Origin of the sequence: Aeromonas sp. 603757 (assembly GCF_049171255.1) — a bacterium.
GTDB classification, from domain to species: Bacteria; Pseudomonadota; Gammaproteobacteria; order Enterobacterales; family Aeromonadaceae; genus Aeromonas; species Aeromonas veronii_A.
In genome coordinates, this window is the sequence record NZ_JAAKOE010000023.1 from 29,241 (window position 1) to 51,701 (window position 22,461).

Here is a 22,461-nt window from a genome sequence, read left to right on the forward strand (position 1 = left end):
ACGGAAATACCTACAACACGGATAGAGCATCTATGAATCTGCATGAATATCAGGCAAAACAGCTGTTTGCCGAGTATGGCCTGCCGGTCTCCGAAGGTTATGCCTGTGCTACCCCGCAGGAAGCGGCCGAAGCAGCCGACAAGATTGGCGGCAATACCTGGGTGGTGAAATGCCAGGTACACGCCGGTGGCCGCGGTAAAGCGGGCGGCGTGAAAGTGGCCAAGAGCAAGGATGAGATCCGTGCCTTCGCCCAGAACTGGCTGGGCAAGAATCTGGTGACCTACCAGACTGACGCCAACGGCCAGCCGGTCACCAAGATCCTGGTTGAATCCTGCACCGACATCGCCAAAGAGCTCTACCTGGGCGCCGTGGTTGACCGTGGCTCCCGTCGCGTGGTCTTCATGGCCTCGACCGAAGGTGGTGTGGACATCGAGAAGATCGCCCACGAAACCCCTCATCTGATCCACAAGGCCACCCTGGATCCGCTGGTTGGCCCGCAGCCCTATCAGGCCCGCGAGCTGGCCTTCAAACTGGGTCTGGTCGGCGATCAGATCAAACAGTTCACCAAGATCTTCATGGGTCTGGGCCAGATGTTCCTCGACTGCGACTTCGCGCTGCTGGAGATCAACCCGCTGGTGATCACCGCGCAGGGCAACCTGCACTGCCTGGATGGCAAGATCAACATCGACGCCAACGCCCTCTATCGCCAGCCCAAGCTGCGCGAGATGCACGACCCGTCGCAGGATGACCCCCGCGAAGCGCACGCTGCCCAGTGGGAGCTCAACTATGTGGCCCTCGATGGCAACATCGGCTGCATGGTCAACGGCGCGGGTCTGGCCATGGGCACCATGGATATCGTCAACCTGCACGGCGGCAAGCCGGCCAACTTCCTTGACGTCGGCGGCGGCGCCACCAAGGAGCGCGTAACCGAGGCGTTCAAGATCATCCTCTCCGACAGCAACGTCAAAGCGGTGCTGGTCAACATCTTTGGCGGCATCGTGCGCTGCGACATGATCGCGGAAGGCATCATAGGTGCGGTCAAGGAAGTGGGGGTCAAGGTGCCCGTCGTGGTCCGTCTGGAAGGCAACAACGCCGAGCTGGGTGGTATCAAGCTGGCCGAGAGCGGCCTCAACATCATTGCGGCCAAGAGTCTGACCGATGCCGCGCAGCAAGTCGTCAAAGCAGCGGAGGCCAACTGATGAGCGTACTGATCAACAAGGACACCCGAGTCATCTGCCAGGGCTTTACCGGCGGTCAGGGTACTTTCCACTCCGAGCAGGCGCTCTCCTATGGTACCCAGCTGGTGGGCGGCGTCTCTCCGGGTAAGGGCGGCACCACCCATCTGGGCCTGCCGGTGTTCAACACCGTCCGTGACGCGGTCGAAGCGACCGGCGCTACTGCCTCCGTCATCTATGTGCCGGCACCTTTCTGCAAGGACGCGATCCTAGAGGCGATCGACGCGGGCATCAAGCTCATCGTCACCATCACCGAAGGCATCCCGACGCTGGATATGCTGGACGTCAAAGTGAAGCTGCAAGAGACCGGCGTGCGGATGATCGGCCCCAACTGCCCAGGTGTGATCACTCCGGGTGAGTGCAAGATCGGCATCATGCCGGGCCACATTCACAAGCCGGGCAAGGTGGGTATCGTCTCCCGCTCCGGCACCCTGACCTACGAAGCGGTCAAGCAGACCACTGACGAGGGCTTTGGCCAGTCCACCTGCGTCGGTATCGGTGGCGACCCCATCCCGGGTTCCAACTTTATCGACATTCTGGAAATGTTCCAGAACGACCCGCAGACCGAAGCGATCGTGATGATCGGCGAGATCGGCGGCAACGCCGAGGAGGACGCGGCTGCCTATATCAAGGCCCACGTCACCAAGCCGGTGGTCTCCTATATCGCCGGTGTTACTGCCCCTCCCGGCAAGCGGATGGGCCACGCTGGCGCCATCATCTCCGGTGGCAAGGGTACTGCCGCCGAGAAGTTTGCCGCGCTGGAAGATGCTGGCGTGAAAACCGTCCGCTCCTTGGCCGATATCGGCAAGGCCCTGCGCGAAGTGACCGGCTGGTAATTCCTGTTAGCCCGTTATCTCTAATAAAAGTGCCGCCCGATGGGCGGCTTTTTATGCCTAATAATAGAACATCATTATCTATTCTCGCGAATTAAAGAATATGTTTTGCCTTGGGAAAAAGGATATATGGAAATTTCATTGCTTGCAGATCATCCGCATCATATATCGACAATAGTCGGCTGGTATTTCGATGAATGGGCCTCTCATGTGCCCGGCGTTACGAAAGAGATGGTACGTAAAAAGGTTGAAGTCACAGCTTTAAATAGAGATATCCCATTTAGCTTGGTGGCGCATGACGATAGAGAACTGGTTGGAACATTGGAGATTAAAATTCAGGAAAATAAAAATCACCCTGAATATGAGTTCTGGATTGGTGGTATCTATGTTTCAGCAGTACACCGCAGAAAAGGTATCGCTAAAAAATTGATGAATGTTGCCAGGAATATGGCTGTTTCCCGTGGTGTTGCGACACTCTACTTGCAGTGTGAAACACATAATGTTGGCTTCTATCGTGAGCAAGGCTTCAACGCAATACATAAATCAACCCACGGTCACTGGGAAACGACCATTATGGTATGGCATGCCATCACATAAATATGCCTATAAATCTGTTTTACGGCTTAACCACATCCTTATTTATTCCGCTTTTGTTGGCGCAATAATGCGCACTTGATATTTGACGTCACAAGTTGAGGCGATGAGGTGCTAACATTTTTATGGCCGCGCTCTCGGTGCTTGGAGGAAACAATGAGGTGGTTTTTTCTGCTGTTTATCATGATGCTTGTTGTGGTTGGCAACGCAGCAATTTTTGATAATTCTTCATCTACCAAAGTATTGGTGACATTGCGTTTAACCTGATCCCGTTATCTTTGCTTATGTTCTGGTTTGGATTTTATTTTTTCTGATGGAGATAAGCGCGCCCAGTTACTTGTGGTTGGTCATGTGCTGCTTGTCTTTTTTGTCGGCGCTGGATTTTTGCTTATCGGCACCAATATTGTTTTGGCTGACACATGTGAAATAGTGACATTTAGTAGGAGAACGGGTGGTCTTCTCTGGAAATTTGCAAACTATATACAGTTGATGGGGTATTGTCAGGAGCTGGTGGGCATTGCCGTGTTCGGAATTATTATCTCTTATTCTAACGCTAGACTTTTTTGGGGTTGGTGCTTTCACGTTAATCATTTAAAAAAATAAGGATGTTGTCATTAATCATAAACCTATTTAACAAGACAATGGCTTTCTGTTATCACTTCACATAACTCCCTAACGATGACACTGACGTATTAACTGTTTTTATTAGGGAGTATATTTTCGTATGTCAGGATTCGTGTCGTTCTTCGACCCTAGAGACTTATGATTAGTTTTTACTTGCTACGGATTGTAAGGGTGGAGTGGACTTATTCAGTTGTTTTGCTTTTCTTTTGTCTCTAACCCAAATAACTGAACCATTTGTTTTTTTCATCTCGAAGAGATCGATGGACTGGAATAGATCGCTCAGCTTTCTAAATCCGTAGTTTCGTTGATCAAATGAAGCATGGTTTGAAATGTGGTTGCCAATCTCACCAAGCATAGCCCAGCCATCATCTTCGCCAATAGCATCTATTGCCTGCCGGAGTAAATTGATGAGTTTTGTGTCACCCTTTATGTTTTTACTTTGTTTTTGAATGGGTAGCTCCAGCACTGGCGCGGCATCCAGATATAGAAATCGAGAACAACTATTAACGAATGGTAATGGTGCTTTCCGTTCTCCAAATCCGATGACAAATTTCCCATCAGCAAGTGTTCTGGTAACTAAAGGTGTAAAATCACAATCCGATGATACAAGGCATATTATGTCAATATCCTTTGTATATATTACGTCCATTACATCAATGACTAATGCCATGTCTGTCGCATTTTTACCCTTTGTTAAATCAAATTGTTGTACTGGTTGTATGGCATAGTCGTGTAGGACATCTTCCCATGGTTTAAGATTAGGGTTTTTCCAGTTACCATATGCTTTTCTAATATTTACAACGCCGTATCTAGCTAACTCTGAAAGAACTATGTCTATTTTACCTGCGGGTGCATTATCAGCATCAATAAATACGGCTATTTTTTCTTTATCTTTCATAAAGGCCTCCGTGCTATTTAATTATTTTATGCGCTGTGACTCCATTACAGCACTTAGCCCTCAATGCGAGCAGTAAAACATATCCAGACGCTTGGGGTCATGTAGTATGCCACAAGTATTTTGGACTGCCAGTGTTGAACCTCTCAATATTAGGAGTCTTCTTAAGAAAAAACTCCGCAATAAAAATACCGACCCTTGGGTCGGTATTATCATTCTGCTCGCAGCTGATGACTTGTCTTACTACCAGAGTCCTACTGGTTAAAGATGGTTTGCCCGCGAAAGACGGTCTGGACTACCTGGGTATCGGCGATCTGCTCCGGCTTGCCGGCGGCGACCAGCTGGTAGAGATCCCGATCCAGCACGATAAAGTCGGCCGATTTGCCCGCCTCGATCGAGCCGCTGATAGCCTGCTGGCGTACCGCGCGGGCGCCATTGATTGTGTAGGCCGCCAGCATTTCGTCAAGGGTGATGCGCTGGCTGGCGCGATAATCATCGCCGCTTTGGGGAGCCTTGATGATCCCGGTCGCCATATTTTCGAAGGGGCGGGGATCCCGGCTGTCGACCGGGGCATCGCTGCCAGCGACCAGTATGGCGCCCGCCTTGCGCGAACTCTCGACCGGGTAGAGGGCTCCGTGCAGATAGCCGAGGGGATCATAGAGGGCATCGCTCAGGGATTGGCCCACCCGGGTCGGCTGGATAAAGGAGGCAACCAGCATGTCGTAGGCCAGTTGGGGGGAGGTCCAGGCATAGGTAAAGGTGAGGTAGAGCCCAAGCTCGCCGAGCCGTTTTTGATCATCGGGATGGACCACCTGCAGGTGGGCCAGGGTGTGGGGAATGCCGCTATCACCGTTGCTGGCGCGGGCGGCGGTGAGGGCATCCAGCGCCGTGCGGGTGGTGCGATCACCGATGCTGTGCATATGGATGCTGAAGCCTGCCTTGTCCAGCGCCCCTATATAGCGGGTGAGGTCGGCCTCCCGGTAGTTGACGATCCCGTTGTTGCCGGACTCCTCGCTGTCGGCTGTGATGGTCACTTCATCGGTAGCCGGGTCTCTGGCCAGATGGGGGGTGTGGTAGTTTGCCAGCATGCCGGCATTGGGCAGGAAGGGGGGGGTTGTGAAGGGATCCCCTTCCAGCACACCGTCGAGGAAGATCTTGACCGCATCGGCCTTGATCAGCGGGTTGTTGGCAAAGGATTCTCTCACCTGGCTGGCCTTGGCAAGATGCCCCTCTATATCGAGTTTGCCCTGATAATCATCATCGCTAAAGCAGGTGGCGGCCGTGACACGCATATGCAGCAGGTCCCGTGACTGCATGGTGAGTAGTCGCTGGCGGATAAAGTCGGTGGCGCAGGCATCCTGAATGCTGGTGATACCGCGAGAGGCCATCAGCTCGGCAATGGCGGGCAGGGTCTGGTCGTATTGGCTGGCTGCCTGCTCATCACTGGCGCTCAGAACGCCACTATCGGGCACTGGAATGGCGCTGCGGGCCGTGTCACGCACCACTCCGCTGGTCAGGTCGACATAGGGGATAAAGGGCTCGAAGACCCCGCCGGGGGCCAGCGTAGTTCCATTGAAGCCGATTGTGTTGCCGTCGTTATCCTGCGCCATGGCAAGGGCGCGGGAGTTGTAGGCACTGGCATGGCCATCGACCCCGGCCAGCACCACCGGATTGTCGGGGGCGGCGGCATCGAGGGCTGCCAGCAGGGTGGCATGGCTGGCGGTTGCCGTATTGCCCTCGTAGGGAGACCACTGGTTGACTACCAGCCACTCCCCCGGTTTGGCCGCATAGCGGGGCAGGCATGTGCTGATCTTGGCGGCCAGCTGATCCAGAGTGACGGGTTTGCCATCGAGATCGCACATGTCCAGCGCCACCGTACCGAGCAGATGGATATGGTTGTCATGCAGGCCGGGCAGTACCATTCGGCCTTGCAGATCCACCACCCGGGTGGTGGGGTGCTTGAGCGCTTCGGCCCCCTCCTGGTTGCCCACATAGATAAACTGGCCGTCACTGACCATCATGGCCTCGGCTACCTGACGCTGCCCATCCTGGGTGTGGATCTTGCCGTTGAGATAGAGGGTCGTTGCCCCATTCGTATCATTGGTGTCACTTCGGCAGCCACCGAGCAGGCCTGCGGCCAACAGGAGGGTGATGCCAAATCGGGTTGAGGTATGTTTGCTATCCATTGCACTGCTCTCCTTGGGTTAAATGCAGTAATTACTGCAGATCTGAGCAGATATGTTTATTGCAGCTATTCTGAAAAAATCCAGTAATTACTGCATTTATTTAACTTTTTGTTTACCTTGTCTCATGGATGTCAATGAGCCACTACCGGTCGTGACCCGGGCAAAGAGGGGACCTCAGTGGTTCGAAGGAGAGAAGATGTCAGAACAACGAGTGCCTGCCGCCCTGCATATGCGGCGTCAGCCCCGGCAGCAGCGCAGTCAGGAGGTGGCAAGTCGCATTGAACAGGCCACCCTGCTGTTGCTGCAGGAGCGAGGTTTTGCCGCCCTCAACACCAATGCCATTGCTGATCGGGCCGGTGTCGGGATCAAATCGCTCTACCACCTCTATCCCAACAAGGAGGCGATCATTTGCCGTCTCGCTATGGGGTGGCTGGCAGCTATCTGTGAGGCGCAAGAGCAGATCCGAACCCAGGCGACCAGTTGGCCGCACGTGCTGGTGCTGCTGGATCTGGCGCTTGAAGAGCTTGATCGTCGCTTTGTCGGCTATGGTGCCTTGTGGCACGCCATGGATCTCATCCCCGAACTGCACGTGGTCGAGCAGGAACACGAGCGGCGCCAGATTGACTTCTGGTCATCCCTGCTGCGCGACTTTGGCTGCCGCTGGCCGGAGGCCGAGCTCACGAGTCTGGTGCGCTACTTCTATCGCACCGCCGATGTGACCAAGCAGTGCACCCGTGGTGATGGGGAGGCGGGCCAGAGGATGTGGTTGCTGCATCGTCGCTGGAGCGAGCAGCTGATCGCCGCCGCTATTGCCGAGTCCGACCCGGCACGGGTGTGGCAGGCAAGGCCAGCCCTGCTTATGGGCACGGAAGTACAGGCAAAGGCGGCGCCATAACAGGCGCCGCAAGGTGTGCGGGTCGGCGCTTTGCTTGTTGTAGCCAGACGTGGCTGAACCGTGCAAGAGCGAAGTCAGCGCGATTATTTATCCGCCTTGCCCGCCGCATCGGCAAGTTTGGCCAGCTGTTTGTCATACCAGGCCACCGGGCGGTTCTCATCTTCCGCCCGCTCCTTGCGCCGGATGGCGTTGCGCACCGCCATGGCCCCCAGCCAGCGAAACGGTTCGGGCGGGAAGTAGCCACGCGGGCCGCTGACTAGGGCGCAGTCGCGCCACGGTTTGTCCGCTTCCCGCACCTCATCGCGCACCAAGGCCGCCAGGATCTGGCCGCCGATCCAGCTTTGCGCCACCCCGTTGCCGGAATAGCCGAGGCCATAGACGATATTGGGCTGCCCTCGCCAGTGGCCGAAGAAGGGGAGGCCATCCACCGAGCGGTCGGAGGCGCCGCACCAGCTGGCAGCGATGGGCACCTCTTTAAGCGCCGGAAAGAAGCGGCGCAGGGTGCGGGTGAGGGGGACAAGATAACGGCTCGGGGCGTCAAACTCGGCCAGATGGCGGTTGGCAAAGGCGAAGGTGTTGCCCCCCTTGCCCAGCATCAGCCGCCCTTGCGGGGTGGAGCGGTAGTAATGGACAAAGGTGCGGCCATCCACCACGCTGCGGCCGTGCTCAAGCTGCTGGGCAGCCAGTGCATCCGGTGCGGGATCGGTTATCACCATATCGGAGGAGACCAGCACGATACTGCGGCGAAACTCGCGAAAGTGCTGCACCATGGCGCTGTTGAGGGCCAGCACCACCTTGCTGGCACGCACCTCACCCTGCGGTGTCTGTACCCGTGCAGGCTGACCCGCCTCAAGGCGCTGCATGGGGGAGTGCTCATAGACCTCGACCCCCAGCTCCCGCGCCACCCGCAGCAGGCCACGCACCAGCAGTGCCGGTTGCACCGAGCCCGCGTGGGGGCTGTAGAGCCCCTCCAGATGAACGTGGGAGCCGCTCTGGCTCGCCAGTTCACCCTCTTCAATCGCCTGCCACTGGTTAAGACCGGCTCGCTTGAGTTCCTGCAATACCGGCTCCATCAGGCCGCGCTGGGCCTCGCTGGTAGCGGTGTAGCAGGTGCCCTCGACCCTCAGCTCAGCCTCTATGTTGTGCGTTTCGCAGAAGCGGGCGATCTCGTGCACCGCCTGCTCGGATCTTTGTACCAGCCAGGCGGCCTGCTGCTCGCCAAAGAGGCGCTTTAACGTCAGATATTTGGCCGACCAGGTGAGCAGGCAGCCGCCGTTGCGCCCGGAGGCGCCGCTGCCGCACAGGTCTTTTTCCAGCACTATGACGTGCAGGTGGGGCTCGGCCTGTTTAAGGGCGATGGCGCTCCACAGCCCGGTAAAGCCGCCACCGACGATGCAGACATCGGCCTCGTGGTGGCCGTGAAGTAGCTTGGGAGGCGCGGGCTGTTCGGCGGCGAGCGCTTCGGCCAGCCAGAAGGGGAGAGTGGACATGATGACTCCTCGATAAGGTTATTGGTGGCGCCAGCGCTGGGTACGATCCAGCAGGGCGCGGCTCAAAAAGAGCTGGAGCAGCTTGACGGTGGCGGCGGCCAGCAGGATCAGGGTGGCCATGGCGGCGGCCGCGGCGGTATCGCCGGAATCCTCCATATTGAGCACGGCGATGGAGGCGAGCACGCTATCGCTCGAATAGAGGAAGATCACCGCCGAGGTGGTGGTCATGGCGTTGACGAACAGGTAAATGAAGATCTCCAGCAGTGCGGGCAGGGAGGCGGGCAGGGTGACTCGCCAGAACGCCTTCCAGAGCGGAATGCGCAATGAGATTGCCACCAGCTCCAGCTCCTTGGGCAGCTGCTTGAGGCTGGTCAGCGCCGTCATATGGCCCACCGTGTAGTAGTGGATGACGCAGGAGAGCACCATCAGCGGCAGAGTGCCATAGAGGCTGCCAAAGAGCGGATTGCCGTTGAAAAAGAAGATGTAACCCAGCCCCAGCACCATGCCGGGTACCGCCAGCGACAGCATGGCGAGCAGATGCAGCAGCTGGCGCAGCGGCGCGAAGTGGCGCCCCTTCTCCTGTGCCCAGGCCAGCACCATCACCAGCACGGTGCCGATCAGCGCGGTATAGAGGCCCAGCTGCAAGGTGTTGGTAAAGGGCTGCCAGCCGTAGACACTGTTGCTGTCAAAGGCGTAGTGATCCAGCGTCAGCCCGAGATTGTAGGGCCAGAACTGTACCAGGGAGCCGTAAACGGCCATCCCCACCAGCGCCAGAAACAGCAGGGCCCAGAGCGTGCACCAGCCGAGCGCCAGCAGATCACGCAGCCGATGGGGTTTGGGCTGATAGGGTACCGCCTTGGTGCTGCTCTGCTCCTGCATCTTGCTGCGTACCCTGTGTTCCAGCGCAAAGCTCAAGAGCGCCGGCAGCAGCAGGGTGACGCTGGCCACTGCGCCCAGCGAGAAGTTCTGCATCCCGATCACCTGCCGGTAGATATCGGTAGCCAGCACGCTGTACTGGCCGCCAATCACCTTGGCTACCCCGAAGTCGCAGATGGTGAGGGTGAAGACCGCGATGGCTGCGCTGAGCAGGCCATAACGGGCGGTAGGCAGGGTGACTGTGACAAAGGTGCGCCAGCCGCTGCTGCCCAGCACCCGGGAGGCTTCATAGAGGCGGGCATCGCTCTGGCCCAGCGCCGTGATAAGGATCATCAGGGCGTGGGGGAAGCACCAGAAGCCCAGACCAATGACGATGCCGATGGGGCCGTAGATGCTCTCGCCGCCGAGCAGCCCCTTGGCGATCCCCTGATTGCCAAACCAGTAGACCAGACTGATGGCGGGCAACAGGGAGGGCATCAGAAGCGGGATCAAACCGATGAGGCGAAACAGGGGCTTGCCCGGAATGCAGGTGCGGGTGAGGGCATAGGCGTAGCCAAAGGCGATGGTCACCACCAGCGCGGTGATCAGCACCCCGAGCCAGAGGGTGTTGCCGATGGTGCGCCCCAGATGAGGGGAGTCGAAGTAGGCGCTGAAGTTGGCAAGGCCCACCCAGAGGCCGTTCTCATCCTGCAGACTTTTTTGCAGCATGGTGAGCAGTGGCAGCAGCAGACCGCCGGTGAGCAGGGCGATGCCGAGCACCAGCAGGATCAGTTGCAGCAGCTGATCCCGGCTCCAGCCGCGACAGAGCCGCTGCCAGCGAGAGACTTGGCGGGCTGTCGCTGGCGGCAACAGGGAGGAGGTCGCGAAGGGGGCTGTCATGGGCGATCTCCTTCAAACAGCTGCATCGCTCCGGCGGGCCAGTGCAGCGAGCAGCGCATGCCGCTGCGCCAGCCACCCTGTTCGTGGCGGGGCAGCTCGTGGGTCGGGCGCTCCACCAGGATCTGCTGCGGGCCCAGATAGGTGTCGGCGGTGCAGATAAGACGCTGGGCGGCGCCGAGAAACTCCACCTGATCGATGGTTGCTTCAACGCCATGTTGGCCAAGATACGGCTCGCTCGGCGCACTCAGGGTGATTGCCTCGGGGCGGATCGCCACCTGCAATTTGCTGCCGGCAGCGGCCCGGTTGGCAAGTGTCAGCGGTTGTTCGTTGAGGCGTACCTGAGTGGGGCTCAGCACCAGGGTGTCGAGGAAGTTCATGGTGCCGACGAAGCTTGCCACAAAGCGGCTGGCAGGCTGGTGGTAGATCTCCTGCGGGGTGCCTACCTGCACGATGCGGCCACCCTCCATCACCACGATGCGATCGGCCATGGTCAGCGCCTCTTCCTGATCGTGGGTCACCATGATGGTGGTAATGCCAAGGCGCTGCTGCAGGGCGCGGATCTCGCTGCGAAGGTGGGTGCGCACCAGTGCATCCAGCGCGCTGAGCGGTTCGTCCAGCAGCAACAGACCGGGGGAGAGGGCGAGCGCCCGGGCCAGCGCCACCCGCTGCTGCTGGCCGCCGGAGATCTGGCTCGGGTATTTGTGGGACTGGGCAGTGAGATCCACCAGCCCCAGCCAGTGGTCCACCCGCTCCTTGATGAGATCCCGCGCCAGCCCCTGATTTTCAAGGCCGAAGGCGATGTTCTGGGCCACCGTCAAGTTGGGGAAGAGGGCATAGGACTGAAACACAATGCCAAAGTCGCGCTCCTGGGGCGGCAGGCGGGAGATATTGCGCCCCCCTTGCCAGATCTCGCCGCTGTCCGGCAGATCCAGCCCGGCGATGGCTCTGAGCAAGGTGGTCTTGCCGCAGCCGGAGGGGCCGAGAAAGCAGATAAACTCCCCCGGCTCAATGGTCAGAGAGATCCCCTTGAGGGCCTGAAAAGCACCGAACTGCTTGTTGAGATGTTGAATGTCCAGATAGGGCTGGGTCATGGTTCGACTCGCTACTGATTTGGTATATACCAGTTTGCGGGTGAAGTGTGACGGTCAGGTGATCGGGGGATGACAGCTTGATGACAGTCAGATGACGGCGGTACGCCAGCAAGTGGCTTGGCACCGTGCGGATGGGTGAGGCGTCGCTAATTGAAGGCAATACAAACTCGGGAAGTTAAAAAGGCCAACACTTGTTGGCCTTCGACTGGCAGTTTATTGGCGGTGGTGTGTCTGGCGTGAACAAACCGCCGCCCTTCACGCTTACTGTTTGGCTTCGGTCTTGCCGTCGAAGCTGGCGCTCCACTGGGCCAGGATGGCGTTACGCTCGCGGGCTGCCCAGCTAAAGTCGTTGTCGATCATCTGGCCTTTGATATCCGCCGGATAGCCCGCTCTCGGTTGGGCTACATCGGGGATGGCGACCACGGCGAACGACTTGTTATAGAGGGCGTTGGCCTGTTCGGTGGCGGCAAAGTCGAGCAGCTGTTTGGCGGCTTCCAGCTTGGGAGTGCCCTTGATGATGGCGGCGGCTTCCATATCCCAGCCCGAACCCTCTTTCGGGAACACCACCTCGATGGGGGCACCCTTGGCCTTGAGGCTGGTAGCCGGGAAGTCGAAGGAGATACCGATCACCGTTTCACCGCTGGCGGCCAGCTTGCAGGGGGCGGAGCCCGAGTGGGTGTAACGGTCGATGTTCTGGTGCAGGCCATTCATGAATTGCCAGCCCTGCTGTTCGCCCATGGTCTGCAGCCAGCCAGCAACGCTCAGGTAACCGGTGCCGGAGGAGCTGGGGTTGGGCATGATTACCTTGCCCTTGTAGATGGGCTTGGTGAGGTCGGCCCAGCTGGTGGGGGCCGGGATCCCCTGTTTTTCCGCCTCTACCTTGTTGAAGCAGATGGCGCTGAAGAAGGCGTCCAGACCGATCCAGTGCGGCTCGGCCTTGCTGTCGCGAAAGCGGCTGTCGAGCTTATCCAGTCCTTTCGGTGCATAGGCATTGAGCATCTGCTGCTGATCGAGCTGCATCAGGCTGGTGGCGGCCAGTCCCCACACCACATCCGCCTTGGGCTGCGCTTTTTCTGCCAGCAAGCGGGCGGTGACCACGCCGGTGGAGTCACGCACCCACTTGATGTTGATGTCCGGATGCTGGCGCTCGAACGCGGTTTTCAGCTCGTTGAGCTGCTCCGGTTCGAAGGCGGTGTAGACGGTGAGATCGGTCGCGGCCAGTGCCGGGGCGGTCATGGCAGCCAGCACGGCGGCGGCCAGCAGATGGGTTCCCTGTTTCATCCTCTTCTCCAGTTAAATTGGTTTGGTATAAACCAGATTGGTCGAGAGAGAGGCTAGGGGATCTTTATGACGTGACCGTGACAGCCCCGTGACGTTTTGCCGTTCCTGATTTATCCGTGACTAATCCTGGGTATCCACTTCGATCTCCAGGCTGTCGTGGCGCCAGTACTCCAGATCGAAGTCGAGCACCCGGCCGTGCTGATCGAAGTTGAGTCGCTCGAGACGCAGGGCGGGCAGACCGGCGGTGGCCCCCAGCGCCTTGGCCACCTCATCCGGCAGGGCGGTGGGAAAAAAGCGCACCTGCATGCGGGCGTAGTGGAGATCGTAATGGGCCTGGTAGATCTCGGTCAGACTGCCGTTGAGATCCAGCTCCAGCAGGCCGGGCACCCGCTCTGGCAGGCAGTGGTTCTCGCAGTAGCAGATGGCGCGTCCGTTGGCGTAGCGCAGCCGCTTGAGCAGAAACAGGCTGTCGAACGGCTTGAGCTGCAGTTGCGCCATCAACGCGGGCGGTACCGCCTGGCGGCTTTTATCCAGCAGTTCGGTGTGCGGTTCTCCCCCTTGCTCCCGCACTATCTGGTGAAAGTTGGAGGTGCGTCTGGGGTTCAAGCGAAAGCGCGGCGGAGTGACGAACCAGCCGCGGCGATCCTCCCGATAGATAAGGCCGTTGGCCTCCAGCTGCACCAGTGCCTCGCGAATGGTAACCCGGGTGGTGCCATAGAGTTCCCCCAGCAGCCGCTCGGAGGGGAGCTTGTCGTTGGGGGCCAGCCCCCCCGCCAGGATCTGGTTGGCGAGGGCATCCTTGATCTGCAGATATTGCGGTTTGCTCATGAAAATCCCTGGTTTTGCAATAAGTTGTGCAATGGGCTGGGCACAGGGCTGGTCATCTGCCCGGTGGTTAAACGGCGACATCAACATGCGTTGGTAGATACCAGCATCGCCCCTGTTGTTCAGGCCTCCTAGATTATCGCGATCCCGGCGCTGAAAATGAATTTTTTGTTGCACGTAGCGCCACCCCTTTGACCTTGGCGGGGCAGTTACCCACAATGCGCTTATTCTGGTATATACCAATAGGAGCGAAATCATGACCCATATTCCTGCGGCCTCCGCCGCCGTCGATTACCTGCTGCTGACCCCGGGCCCCCTCTCGACCACTGCCACGGTGCGCGCCGCCATGCTGCAAGACAGCTGCACCTGGGATGCGGACTACAACCAGGGCGTGGTGGAGCCCATCCGCCGCGAGCTGGTGCGCCTCGCCACCGGCCCTGAATATGAGAGCGACTACAGCGCCGTGCTGCTGCAAGGGAGTGGCAGCTATGTGGTGGAGAGCGTGCTGGGCTCGGCGATAGGCGTCGATGAGTGTCTGCTGATCATCAACAACGGCGCCTACGGTGCCCGCATGGGGGAGATGGCCCGCTGCCTTGGCCTGCGCCACCACGAGCTGGACTGCGGCGAGACCACCCGCCCGGAGCCCGCCGCCATCGAGGCGATGCTGGCGCGCCACCCCGAGATCACCCATCTGGCCATGGTGCACTGCGAGACCACCACCGGCATGCTCAATCCGCTCGATGAGGTAGCTGCGCTCTGCCAGCGTCGTGGCATTCGCCTGATCGTCGATGCCATGAGTAGCTTTGGCGGCATCCCCATCGACATGGGGCGACTTGGCATCGAGTTTCTCATTAGCTCGGCCAACAAGTGCATTCAGGGGGTGCCGGGCTTTGGCTTCGTCATCGCTCGCCGCGTGGCGCTCACGGCCTGTGCCGGTCGTGCTCGCTCGGTCTCCCTTGACCTGCATGCCCAGTGGCAGACCATGGAGCAGCAGGGGGGCAAGTGGCGCTTTACCTCGCCCACTCATACCGTGCTCGCCTTTGCCCAGGCCCTGCGCGAGCTGGACGAAGAGGGGGGCATTGAAGCCCGTCATCAGCGTTACAGTGAAAATCAGCGCACGCTGGTGGCGGGGATGGCTGCGCTTGGCTTTGCGCCGCTGCTGCCAGAACAGTGGCAATCCCCCATCATCACCGCCTTCTACTCTCCGACCCACCCTGATTACCGCTTCGCCGACTTCTACCAGCGGCTCAAGGCGCAGGGCTTTGTCATCTATCCGGGCAAGGTCTCCCAGGCCGACTGCTTCCGTATCGGCAATATCGGCGATGTGACCCCTGAGCGGGTGCGGGATCTGCTCGCCGCCATGGCCAGCGCCTGCTACTGGCAAGGGGACGCGCGATGACCAGCATGCTGGCTCAGGGTCGTGATCTGCGTGGCCGCGATTTGCATGACCATAAGCTGCACGGCAGCGGCCGCGCCGACAGCGAAGGGGATATTAACCTCGGCGAGGGGCGGGCGCGCTGGTGGGCGGGCCAGAGCGAAGATGTGCAGGCCGGATTGGCGGAGGATAGCCGCTACTTTCTCCATCAGGCCCTCTCTACCCCCTGTCTGGATCTGCTTGAGCGCGCGCAGGGGAGCTGGTTGACCAGTGTATCGGGCAAGCGTTACCTCGATTTTCACGGCAACAGCGTTCATCAGCTGGGTCACGGTCACCCCAGGGTGGTGGCCGCGGTGCAGCAGCAACTCGCCGATCTGCCGTTTGCACCCCGCCGCTACACCCATCAGGTTGCCATCGACTGCGCCCGCACCCTGGCTGAACTGGCTCCCGGCGATCTCAACCGGGTGCTGTTCGCCCCCGGCGGCAGCGAGGTGGTGGGGATTGCCCTGAAGCTCGCCCGTTTCATCACCGGCAACAGTAAGGTGGTGTCTCTCTGGGATGCCTTTCATGGCGCCTCCCTCGATGCCATCTCGGTCGGCGGCGAGGCCTGTTTTCGCGCCGGTATGGGCCCGCTGATGGCCGGAGTGGAGCGCATCCCGCCCCCCACCCGTTATCGCGGTGTCTGGTATCGCGGGGAGGGGGATGACCTGCACTACGCCGATTATCTGGAGTACGTCATCGAGAAGGAGGGAGGGATCGGCGCCTTTATCGCCGAACCTATCCGCAACACCGATGTACAGGTGCCCTCGAAGGCCTACTGGCAGCGGGTGCGGGAGATCTGCGATCGCCACAAGGTGCTGCTGATCGTCGACGAGATCCCCAATTCCCTGGGGCGCACCGGCCACTGGTTCAGCTTCGAGGAGTTTGGCATCGAGCCCGACATCATCTGTCTGGGTAAGGGGCTGGGGGGCGGGGTGGTGCCGTTTGCCGCACTGATCACTCGCGATCGTTTCAATCAGGCGGCGGCCATCTCGCTCGGTCACTACACCCACGAGAAGAGCCCCATCGGCTGCGCGGCGGCCCTCGCCACCATCACTACCATCCGCGAAGAGGGGTTGCTGGCAAAAGCGCAGGAGGATAGCCGCTTTATGGCGGCAGAGCTAGGCAAGTTGGCCGAACGTCACCCGCTGATCGGGCAGGTGCGCGGTATCGGTTTGCTCTGGGCGCTCGATCTGGTAGTCGATCACCAGAGTCGCACCCGCAACAGCCAGGCCGCCGAGCGCCTGCTCTACCGCTGTCTGGAGCTGGGGCTCAGCTTCAAGGTCTCCCTGGGCAACGTCATCCAGCTCTCGCCCCCACTCAATATTGCTCGTGCCGATCTGGTGCGCGCCATCACCATTCTCGATCGCGTCCTTGGCGAGATCGCACTTTCACCGAAACAGGAACATCACCATGACTGACTTGCAGACTGCCATCGACGCGGCCACCGACGTGGAGGCGCTGATCCTCGACTGGGCCGGTACCGTCGTCGATTTCGGCTCCTTCGCCCCCACCTCCATCTTCGTCGAGGCCTTCGCCCGCGCCTATGACTTCCCCGTGACCCTGGATGAGGCGCGCCAGCCTATGGGCCTTGGCAAGTGGGATCATATCGCCGCGCTGGGCCGTCTGCCTTCGGTGGATGCGCGCTGGCAGGCTCGCTTCGGCCACCCCATGAGCCACGCCGAGGTGGACCACATTTATCACACCTTTATGCCGCTTCAGATTGCCGCCGTGACCCGCTTCGCTGCCCCCATCCCAGGTGTGCTGCCGGTGCTGGACGCTCTGCGGGTGCAGGGGATGAAAATCGGCTCCTGCTCCGGTTATCCCCGTCCGGTGATGGAGGCGCTGGTACCTGCTGCGGCCGATCACGGCTACCGCCCGGATCACTGGGTCGCCACCGATGACCTCAAAGCCGGTGGTCGCCCCGGTCCCTGGATGGCGCTGGCCAACGTAATTGAGCTCGGAGTGAGCGCGGTGCATCGCTGCATCAAGGTGGATGACGCCGTGCCGGGTATCAGCGAAGGGTTGAACGCGGGCATGTGGACGGTGGGATTGTCGGTTTCCGGCAACGAATTTGGTGCCACCTGGGAAGAGTTTGCCGCCATGAGCGAGGCGGAGATCGCCGCTCGGCGCGCACCGGCCGAGGCCAAACTGCGGGCGGCGGGGGCGCACTACGTGATTGATACCCTTGCCGACATCGCCCCGGTTATCGCCGATATCAACCGCCGTCTGGCCGCTGGCGAGCGGCCGTAGGCCATCTGCTTGGGCTAACAAAAGCGCTTGGCTGGCTTGAGATACAACACGCCCCCATCCGGGGGCGTGTTGCATTTACAGGGGGAAGTCGTGCGCGGTCAGCGGATATCGACCCGCATCAGGGGAGAGGGGGCGTTGTCGACAAAATGGTGCCAGATATGGTCGTAGAGCGCCTTCTGGCCGGGGAAACTCACCAGCGCCTTGGCCTCGGCCAGGGAACACCAGCGATATTCGGTGTGCTCATCGTTGAGGGTCACCGCCTGATTGGGCGGGCAATAGACCACAAAGACCGGTACCACCTCCACCGTATTCAAGCTCGCCTCGTAAAACTGCTCCAGATACTGGCCATTGTAGAGTTCGGTGACCCTGATCCCCGTCTCTTCGCCAAACTCCCGAATAATGGTCTGCCAGCCGGTTTCACCCGCCTCCACCGTGCCTGCCACATGACACCAGAAGCCCCCCTTGACCCGTTTCATCACCAGCAATCTGGTTTCGCCATCGACAGTGGTGAGGGCAACGCCAGAGACGGCCTTGCAGCAAATGGGGATCATGATCTTCTCTCCGGGTTTGGGCTCTGTGATAGCCATGAACAGTGTGAAGGCGTGTTAATTGAAATACGCCTCGGCGGGCAGGCCCATGACCTCTATTTCATTCAGGCCATTTTTGGCCAGATAGTTGGCCACCAGATTGAACCCCACCCAGTAACCGGCATATTTGGGAAATGGCCGGTTATCACGGCAGTAGAAAAAGTCTAAATAGTTGAACTGCTTGCTGGATAGATGGGGCGTCATCTCTGCCAGGAGCGATTGCCAGTCATGGTGATGAGACTCCTTGAACAGCGAGGGGAGTGTGCCACCATTGAACCTCTGCTCAAAGTAGCAGGCCAGCCCTTCAAAAATCAGGTTTTCGGCCAGTGTTTCTGCTTCCACCTTATTCTTCTTTTGCACGATATGGTGGACTTCGTGGGCCAGCACGGCAGGTAATTCGGTGATGATCACCTCTTTGATGTCGGGCCGTTCCAGATCAAGCTGGAGTTCTATTCGATACATGTTGATGGCCCAGCCACCGATACCTGAGTCGGGAGCATCCCCCTCGGCAAAAGGGCTGAAGGTGACATCCAGTTGGGAGAGATCGAACAAGGCATTCAATTTGTGCGCCGTCTCGGCAAAAACGTGCCTAATGGTGTCATCGAGCCCATCGAATTTGCCCGAGTCGTTTAACAGGGTGAGTTGCATCCAGACATCCTTGTCTATTGAAAAAGAGTGCTGAGCCACTTGCGTGGTCGCGGCGCCATATCACCACGATTACCCTCCTTTAATCAAGGGGTTACCCGCCCATTATGCTTGCCGTCTGGATCGCCTCGATCAGCGCGGCCCGATTGATGCGAGGGCGCTCGCCATCGAGCAGTTGCTGCCACAGCGCAATGGCCTGACTGTAGCGACCATGCAGGAAGTGATCGGAGGCCAGCAGCATCAGGGCGCTCACTTCCCCCGCGTCCTGCTTGAGGGCACTCTCCAGCAGGCGGGTTGCCTCGGGAGTCAGCTGCTGGCCCGCCTGATAGTAGAGCACGGTGGCTTGCGCGGCTTGAGTCGCCGCGCTGGCGCCCCCCTCCAGCAGAGCGAGACGCTGGTAGGCGAGCAGGGCGTTGTCATATTCGCCCCGATAGAGATAGAGCTGGCCGAGCGCCGCCCAGCTGTCGAGATCGGCGGGGTTGGTTTGCAGGCGCTGGTGCAGGGCGCCCAGCTCCTTGTCCTGCAGATCCCGCGGGCTCAATCCCGCCAGCGGATCGGTGCGCGACTGATAAGCCTGCCACGCCTGATAGCGGCCGGTGCCGGCATAAATGCCCGCCATCAGCGCCAGCAACAGGGCCCCAAGCAGTATCCATGACCGCAGCCAGGGCAGCGGACGGGCGGTGCGATCCTTGGCCAGCCGCTCGCGCAGGGCCTGCTCGGCGGTTGGGGTGGTGTTGGCGAGGCGGGCCAGCTCCAGCTCCCGGTAGAGGCGGCTGTGGGGTGCAAGCCCCGCCTGCTGCTCGGCCATGATCAGCCGGTTCAGCTCGGCCCTGGGGTCGTGGGCGAGCATCCCCTCGGCTCTGTCGCCAATAAGCGGTACCCGCGCCGGTTGCTGGCGATGCAGGCTTCTGCGCAGGCGATGGAGCGCCAGCAACAGCAAGAGGGCGGGGCCGCCCCACAGCAGCGCCGTGCTGCGCTTGAAGGGGGGATCGTAGCGGACGAAATCGCCGAAGCGCTCCGTCATGCGGGCGATCACCTGCTCATCAGACTGCCCCTCGTCCACCCAGCGGTAGACCTCGAGCCGCAGATCCCGGGCGATGGGGGAGTTGGATTCCACCAGATTCTGGTTCTGGCACTGGGGGCAGCGCAGGGCGCGGGCCAGCTCTTGCGCCCGATTTTGCAGCTCGGGGTGGCGAAACTGATAGGTATCGACCCCGCTGGCAAGGGCCCCGAAGCTCAAGGCCAGCAAGAGCGGCGCGATCAGGGCGTGGCCGAGGCGGCTCATGGCTTGCTCTCCTGCACTTGTCTCTTTACTTCTCTCTCCACTGCTCTTTCCACTTCGGGCTGGCTGGCGCTGTTGCTGCGGGCCTTTGCAAGCAGGGGGGCAAACTGGCGTTGCCAGATCTCGCGGGTGAGCAGGCCGGTATGGCGGGTCAGCAGGGTGCCGTCGCCGGCAAAGAGATAGGTCTCCGGCGTGCCGTAGACGCCGAGCTCAAGGGCCAGTCGGCCGTCGGGGTCGGCCAGCACGGTGCGGTAGGGGTTGCCCGCCTCGGTGAGCCAGGCGCGGGCGGCGTCCCCCTTGTCCCGGTAGTTGAGGCCATAGAGGGGCACGGCGCTGGCCAGCTCACCCAGCAGCGGATGCTCGGCGCGGCAGTTGGGGCACCAGCTGGCCCAGACGTTGAGCACGAAGGGCTCCCTCTTGAGCGCCGCGGTGTGGATGGGGGCGCCGCCAAGCAGATCATCACTCTGCCAGGCAGGCAGAGTGCGGCCGGCGATGGCCTCATCCTGGCTGTAGGGGTTGTTGCCAAGGCCGAGCCAGAGCAGGGCACCGAGCCCCAGGGTGAGCACGAGTGGCACGAACAGGCGCAAACGAGCGTTCATAAGGACTCCTGTTCAAGCCGAGGGTAGGGGGCGGTAGTTGGCGCAGGATGGCTAGCCAGCAGCGGCCGGCGGGCGAGCAGGCGCAGGGTGCCACCCGCCATCATCAACAGGCCGCCGAGCCAGATCCAGCGTACCAGCGGCTTGTAGTGCAGTCGCATGGCATAGGCGCCGGGTCCCATCTTCTCGCCAAGCACCACGTAGAGATCGCCGAGCATTCCCCATTTGATCCCGGGCTCGTTCATGTTCATGGTGCGCACGCTGTAGTGACGCCGCTCCGGCGTCAGCCGCGCCTCCTCTTTACCGTCCTTGTGCACGCTAAGCGTGATGCGCTCGGCGGTGTAGTTGGGGCCGATGATGGGCTCGCTCCCCTCATAGCGAAACTCGAAGGCGCCGAGCCGATAGGGCTGGCCTGCGGCGAGTACCGCGCCCCCCTCCTGACTGTGGTGACTCACCTGAGCGATGCCGAGGGCGCACACCGCCACCCCGAGGTGGGCCAGCAGGCTGCCGAACCGATTGAGGGTGAGCTCACGCCGCGACGTCAGTTGCAAGAGCGGGAGCAACAGGCTGGCCATCAGCCAGAGGCTCACCATATTGGCGAGGATACCGCTCCAGCTAGCGGAAAACGATCCCTGTTCCAGATAGGCAAGGCTAAGCAGCCCGCCACCAAGCAGGCCAAACAGTGGCGGCAACAAAGTGTTGAGTCGGGAACCTGCGGCAAGCAGCTGCCAGCGCAGGCGCGGCAGTTGGGTCATCAGCACCATCAGGCAAAGGGCCAGCGGCACGAAGATGGTATTGAAATAGGGGGCGCCCACCGAGAGCGAGCCCAAATGGAGCGACTGGAACACCATGGGGTAGAAGGTGCCGAGCAACACGCTGGCGCAGGCCACGCAGAGCAGCAGGATGGTGGCGCCGAGCAGCCCCTCTTTTGACAAGAAGCCAAAGCGGGCATAGGGGGCGCGAATATCCGCCCGCAGGGCAAACAGGGTGAGGGCGCTGGTCAATAGCAAGCCGAGCAGCAACAAGAGGGTGAGGCCGCGGCTGGGGTCCACCGCAAAAGCGTGCACCGAGGTGAGCACCCCGGAGCGCACCACAAAGGTGCCGAGCAGGCTCAAGGCGAAGGTGAAGATGGAGAGCAACAGCACGGCGTGGCCGTAAGCGCCGCGCTTCTCGCAGACAATCAGGGCGTGCAGCAGGGCAGTGCCCAGCAGCCAGGGCAAGAGAGAGGCGTTTTCCACCGGATCCCAGAACCACCAGCCGCCCCAACCGAGCTCGTAATAGGCCCACCAGGAGCCCAGCACTATGCCGGCGGTGAGAAAGACCCAGGAGCCGAGCGCCCAAGGGCGACTCCAGTGGGCCACGGCGCCATCCAGTCTGCCCGAATGGAGCGCCGCCATGGCGAAGGCGAAGTTGACCGCAAAGCCGACGTAACCGAGATAGAGCAGGGGCGGATGGATGATGAGGCCGATATCCTGCAGCATGGGGTTGAGATCGCGCCCCTCCAGCGGCCCCGGGAATTGGCGGTCAAACGGGCTGGAGAAGATCAGGGTATAGAGGCCGAACAGCCCGACGATCAGCCCCATGATGGCCAGTACCCGGGCTGTGATCAGCGGATCGACCCGCTTGGAGCAAAGGGCCACCAGAGCGCCCCACAGCCCCAACGCAAAGACGAAGAACAGCATGGAGCCCTCGTGGCCGCCCCAGACCGCAGCCAGTTTGAAGCCCAGGGGCAGGGCGCTGTTGGCGTGCTGGGCCACATAGACCAGGGTAAAGTCATCGAGGCCAAAACAGCCGGCGAGCAGCAGCAGGGCGGCCAACAGCAGGAGCGCGACCAGGAGGGCCAGCGGTGTTGCGCAGCCGAGCAGCGGCCGTGAGGCGAGCCGCAGCCCCAGCCAGGGCAGCAGCCCTTGCAGCAGGGCGAGCCCGGTCGCCAGCAACAGTGAGAGATAGCCGAGCTCCGCCAGCACACAACCTCCAAAT

Annotated in this window: 20 protein-coding genes; 8 read left to right on the top strand and 12 right to left on the bottom strand. The window is 60.4% G+C overall.

Translation table 11 applies throughout. From position 1 onward, the window contains the following. Window positions 1–32 precede the first annotated feature (32 nt). The 4 genes from sucC (at window position 33) to G5332_RS18105 (ending at window position 3,265) form a co-directional block, all read left to right on the top strand. A complete protein-coding gene (gene sucC, locus G5332_RS18090) occupies window positions 33–1,199 on the top strand; it encodes an ADP-forming succinate--CoA ligase subunit beta (RefSeq protein ID WP_005346090.1) in 1,167 nt (388 codons plus the stop codon). Beyond that, window positions 1,199–2,071 (top strand): succinate--CoA ligase subunit alpha, encoded by an 873-nt coding sequence (gene sucD, locus G5332_RS18095; RefSeq protein ID WP_005333542.1) that lies wholly within the window; start codon window positions 1,199–1,201, stop codon window positions 2,069–2,071. Before sucC ends, sucD begins: the two co-directional genes overlap by 1 nt. A gap of 39 nt (window positions 2,072–2,110) precedes the next feature. After that, window positions 2,111–2,665, top strand: a complete 555-nt coding sequence (locus G5332_RS18100) for a GNAT family N-acetyltransferase (RefSeq protein WP_216953469.1) — start codon at window positions 2,111–2,113, stop codon at window positions 2,663–2,665. Window positions 2,666–2,956: 291 nt separating this feature from the next. Then, window positions 2,957–3,265 carry a hypothetical protein gene (locus tag G5332_RS18105; RefSeq protein ID WP_216953470.1) on the top strand — a complete coding sequence of 103 codons (309 nt, stop codon included), beginning with the start codon at window positions 2,957–2,959 and terminating at the stop codon, window positions 3,263–3,265. Between the two features lie 163 nt (window positions 3,266–3,428). Here the strand turns inward: G5332_RS18105 and G5332_RS18110 are convergent, their stop codons facing one another. After that, window positions 3,429–4,184, bottom strand: coding sequence for an NYN domain-containing protein (locus G5332_RS18110; protein WP_421311488.1), 756 nt, complete (start codon window positions 4,182–4,184; stop codon window positions 3,429–3,431). Window positions 4,185–4,435: 251 nt separating this feature from the next. Further along, the gene (locus G5332_RS18115; protein WP_421311490.1) at window positions 4,436–6,367 is read right to left on the bottom strand and encodes an amidohydrolase; all 1,932 of its coding nucleotides are present in this window, start codon (window positions 6,365–6,367) and stop codon (window positions 4,436–4,438) included. Between the two features lie 196 nt (window positions 6,368–6,563). On the opposite strand from G5332_RS18115, the gene G5332_RS18120 reads away from it, so the two are divergent. Next, window positions 6,564–7,262 (top strand): TetR/AcrR family transcriptional regulator, encoded by a 699-nt coding sequence (locus G5332_RS18120; RefSeq protein WP_266134848.1) that lies wholly within the window; start codon window positions 6,564–6,566, stop codon window positions 7,260–7,262. A gap of 83 nt (window positions 7,263–7,345) precedes the next feature. Here G5332_RS18120 and G5332_RS18125 read toward each other — a convergent pair whose 3' ends face one another. The 5 genes from G5332_RS18125 to phnR form a co-directional block, all read right to left on the bottom strand. Further along, window positions 7,346–8,752, bottom strand: coding sequence for an FAD-dependent oxidoreductase (locus tag G5332_RS18125; RefSeq protein ID WP_421311492.1), 1,407 nt, complete (start codon window positions 8,750–8,752; stop codon window positions 7,346–7,348). Between the two features lie 18 nt (window positions 8,753–8,770). Continuing rightward, complete coding sequence (locus G5332_RS18130) at window positions 8,771–10,507, bottom strand: putative 2-aminoethylphosphonate ABC transporter permease subunit (RefSeq protein ID WP_421311494.1); 1,737 nt, start codon at window positions 10,505–10,507, stop codon at window positions 8,771–8,773. Continuing rightward, window positions 10,504–11,598: a putative 2-aminoethylphosphonate ABC transporter ATP-binding protein gene (locus G5332_RS18135; protein WP_421311496.1), complete on the bottom strand. Its 1,095-nt coding sequence runs from the start codon at window positions 11,596–11,598 to the stop codon at window positions 10,504–10,506. Before G5332_RS18135 ends, G5332_RS18130 begins: the two co-directional genes overlap by 4 nt. A 261-nt stretch (window positions 11,599–11,859) precedes the next feature. Further along, complete coding sequence (locus G5332_RS18140; protein WP_005352506.1) at window positions 11,860–12,879, bottom strand: putative 2-aminoethylphosphonate ABC transporter substrate-binding protein; 1,020 nt, start codon at window positions 12,877–12,879, stop codon at window positions 11,860–11,862. A 120-nt stretch (window positions 12,880–12,999) separates the two neighbouring features. Continuing rightward, window positions 13,000–13,707, bottom strand: coding sequence for a phosphonate utilization transcriptional regulator PhnR (phnR, locus tag G5332_RS18145; RefSeq protein WP_407970203.1), 708 nt, complete (start codon window positions 13,705–13,707; stop codon window positions 13,000–13,002). A gap of 253 nt (window positions 13,708–13,960) precedes the next feature. Here phnR and phnW point away from each other — a divergent pair, with 253 nt between their 5' ends. The 3 genes from phnW to phnX are packed head-to-tail and all read left to right on the top strand — an operon-like array spanning window position 13,961 to window position 17,371. After that, entirely contained in the window at window positions 13,961–15,103 is a 1,143-nt protein-coding gene (phnW, locus tag G5332_RS18150; protein ID WP_421311498.1) for a 2-aminoethylphosphonate--pyruvate transaminase, read from the top strand. Next, window positions 15,100–16,539 carry an aspartate aminotransferase family protein gene (locus G5332_RS18155; RefSeq protein WP_421311500.1) on the top strand — a complete coding sequence of 480 codons (1,440 nt, stop codon included), beginning with the start codon at window positions 15,100–15,102 and terminating at the stop codon, window positions 16,537–16,539. Before phnW ends, G5332_RS18155 begins: the two co-directional genes overlap by 4 nt. After that, a complete protein-coding gene (phnX, locus tag G5332_RS18160) occupies window positions 16,532–17,371 on the top strand; it encodes a phosphonoacetaldehyde hydrolase (protein ID WP_139459301.1) in 840 nt (279 codons plus the stop codon). The genes G5332_RS18155 and phnX overlap by 8 nt, the downstream gene beginning before the upstream one ends. Before the next feature lie 98 nt (window positions 17,372–17,469). Here phnX and G5332_RS18165 read toward each other — a convergent pair whose 3' ends face one another. From G5332_RS18165 to nrfE, 5 genes are all read right to left on the bottom strand, one after another. After that, a complete protein-coding gene (locus G5332_RS18165) occupies window positions 17,470–17,922 on the bottom strand; it encodes an NUDIX hydrolase (protein ID WP_421311501.1) in 453 nt (150 codons plus the stop codon). A gap of 54 nt (window positions 17,923–17,976) precedes the next feature. Beyond that, complete coding sequence (locus G5332_RS18170) at window positions 17,977–18,606, bottom strand: DUF2268 domain-containing putative Zn-dependent protease (RefSeq protein ID WP_021231308.1); 630 nt, start codon at window positions 18,604–18,606, stop codon at window positions 17,977–17,979. A 91-nt stretch (window positions 18,607–18,697) separates the two neighbouring features. Then, on the bottom strand, window positions 18,698–19,888 hold the full coding sequence (gene nrfF / locus G5332_RS18175) for a heme lyase NrfEFG subunit NrfF (RefSeq protein WP_421231694.1): 1,191 nt from the start codon (window positions 19,886–19,888) through the stop codon (window positions 18,698–18,700). After that, window positions 19,885–20,484 carry a DsbE family thiol:disulfide interchange protein gene (locus G5332_RS18180; RefSeq protein ID WP_421173116.1) on the bottom strand — a complete coding sequence of 200 codons (600 nt, stop codon included), beginning with the start codon at window positions 20,482–20,484 and terminating at the stop codon, window positions 19,885–19,887. Before G5332_RS18180 ends, nrfF begins: the two co-directional genes overlap by 4 nt. Beyond that, entirely contained in the window at window positions 20,481–22,448 is a 1,968-nt protein-coding gene (nrfE, locus tag G5332_RS18185; RefSeq protein ID WP_421173115.1) for a heme lyase NrfEFG subunit NrfE, read from the bottom strand. Before nrfE ends, G5332_RS18180 begins: the two co-directional genes overlap by 4 nt. Window positions 22,449–22,461: the final 13 nt, after the last annotated feature.